Annotated in this window: 3 protein-coding genes; all 3 read right to left on the bottom strand. The window is 35.7% G+C overall.

What is annotated here, in order from left to right:
- On the bottom strand, window positions 1–1211 hold a 1211-nt coding region (locus tag TR13x_RS10790), incomplete at its 3' end, for an NAD(P)H-dependent oxidoreductase subunit E (RefSeq protein WP_369813271.1).
- Window positions 1212–1261: 50 nt separating this feature from the next.
- Window positions 1262–1630, bottom strand: a complete 369-nt coding sequence (locus TR13x_RS10785; RefSeq protein ID WP_054871942.1) for a ferredoxin — start codon at window positions 1628–1630, stop codon at window positions 1262–1264.
- A 163-nt stretch (window positions 1631–1793) separates the two neighbouring features.
- Window positions 1794–2282: an NAD(P)H-dependent oxidoreductase subunit E gene (locus TR13x_RS10780; RefSeq protein WP_054871944.1), complete on the bottom strand. Its 489-nt coding sequence runs from the start codon at window positions 2280–2282 to the stop codon at window positions 1794–1796.
- Window positions 2283–2296: the final 14 nt, after the last annotated feature.

The following is a 2296-nucleotide window of genomic DNA, read 5'->3' as shown; positions in this document are numbered from 1 at the left end:
GCTGGTATACATCCACCTGATGGTCCTCCTGTCTGTACTGCCTTGAATTCTTTTCCGTTTGGTATTCCACCACCTATTTCATATATTACTTCTCTTAATGTTGTTCCCATTGGTATCTCTACTAATCCTGTGTTGTTTATCTTTCCTCCTAGTGCAAATACCTTTGTTCCTGGTGATTTCTCTGTACCTACGCTTCTAAACCATTCTGCTCCGTTTAGTATTATCTGTGGTATGTTTGCATATGTCTCAACGTTGTTTATTAGTGTTGGTTTACCCCATAATCCTTTGTTCGCTGGATATGGTGGCTTGTTCCTTGGCATTCCCCTTTGTCCTTCTATTGATGCTATTAGAGCTGTTTCTTCTCCACATACGAATGCTCCTGCTCCTAGCCTTACTTCTATGTCAAAGTCAAATCCTGTACCGAATATATTCTTACCTAATAATCCTTTCTCTTTTGCTTGATTTATTGCTATCTCTAATCTCTGTACTGCTATTGGATATTCTACCCTTACATATATATATCCTTGATTCGCTCCTATTGCATATCCGGCTATCGCCATCGCTTCTAATACTGCATGTGGGTCCCCTTCTAATATACTTCTGTCCATGAATGCTCCTGGGTCCCCTTCGTCTGCATTACATAATACATATTTTTGTTCTCCTTGGGCTTTAGCTGTGAATTCCCATTTCAATCCTGTTGGGAATCCTCCACCACCTCTACCTCTTAGTCCTGAATCTTTGATTACTTGTATTACTTCTTCTGGTGTCATCTCTGTTAATACTTTCCCTAGTGCCATGTATCCGTCAAATGCTATATACTCATTTATGTCTTCTGGGTTTATTACCCCACAGTTCCTTAATGCTATCCTCTTTTGCTTCTTGTAAAATCCTACTTCATTTATTGATTTTATTGTGTCTTCTTCTACTGCATCTTTATATAATAATCTCTTTACTATTCTTCCTTTTAGTAAGTGCTCTTCTACTATTTCTTCTACATCCTCTACTTTTACTTGACTATAAAATGCTCCTTCTGGATATACTATTACTATAGGTCCTGCTTCACATAGTCCAAAACATCCTGTTCTTACTACTTTTATCTCTTTGTCTAATCCTTTTTCTTTTATCTTTAATTCAAATTCTGTTTGTATCTTGTCTGAGCTTGATGATGTACAACCTGTACCACCACATATCAATACATGTGCTCTATAGATGTTCATTTCTTTACCTCCTTTACATTATCAGCTTTGTTTCACGTGAAACTTTATTTCTCATATGCTCCTATTGTATATTCTGTTACTACTTTTCCGTTTACTATATGTTCTGCTATTATTCTCTTTGCTTTCTCTGGTGTCATTTCTACATATGTTACTTTCTCTTCTCCTGGTCTGTATACTTCTACTATAGGTTCTAATCTACATACTCCTATACATCCTGTTTGTGTTACTGTTACATCACTTAAGTTCCTACTTTTTACTTCTTCTAATAATGCCATTAATACTGGTCTTGCCCCTGCTGATATACCGCAAGTAGCCATCCCTACTACTATCCTTGTCCCTTCTCTTTGCTTTCTTAAATCAACTTTCTTTAATGTTTCTTCTTTTATCTTTCTTAATTCCTCTAATGATTTCATTTTTTCACCTCCAGATTTTCTGACTATTATCCGCTTTTTATTCGTCACTCACTTTTCGCTGCATATACAATATATATTTTTTTAATATTATTTTTACTTTCATTATCCCTGTTCCCTGTCCTCTGTTCTCTGCACTCTGTTCCCTACTTCTAGTACCCAGTACCTACTCCATATATTTCTTTAATATTCCTGGTACTTCGTCTGCTTTTAATCTTCCATATACATCTTCATTTATTGTCATTACTGGTGCTAATCCACATGCTCCTATACATCTTGTTGCTTGTAGTGAGAACTTTCTATCTTTTGTTGTTCCTCCTACTTCTAAGTTTAATCCTTCTTTAATTTTGTCTATTATTGCTTGTGCTCCTTTTACGTAGCATGCTGTTCCTAAGCATACTCCTATTTGATATTTCCCTTTTGGTATTAATGAAAATTGTGAGTAGAATGTCGCTACTCCATATATTTCTGCTAATGGTATGTTTAGTCCTTCTGATATCATCCTTTGTACTTCTATTGGAAGATATCCGAATATCCTTTGTGCTTCATGCAATACTGGCATTAATGCTCCCTTTTTTTCTTTATTCTCTTCGATTACTTTCTTTAGCTCTTCAATCTTCTCTTTGTTCTCTTCCCAATTAAATTTAAATTCCATTTCTTCCCCTCCTT

Source organism: Caloranaerobacter sp. TR13 (assembly GCF_001316435.1).
In the GTDB taxonomy this organism is placed as follows: Bacteria; Bacillota; Clostridia; order Tissierellales; family Thermohalobacteraceae; genus Caloranaerobacter.
This window is presented reverse-complemented; position numbering and strand designations above follow the sequence as displayed.

What these genes read in the sequence shown, in the direction of transcription:
- TR13x_RS10785 (WP_054871942.1), bottom strand. Translation starts at nt 1,630, where the DNA reads ATGAAATCATTAGAGGAATTAAGAAAGATAAAAGAAGAAACATTAAAG.
- TR13x_RS10780 (WP_054871944.1), bottom strand. Translation starts at nt 2,282, where the DNA reads ATGGAATTTAAATTTAATTGGGAAGAGAACAAAGAGAAGATTGAAGAG.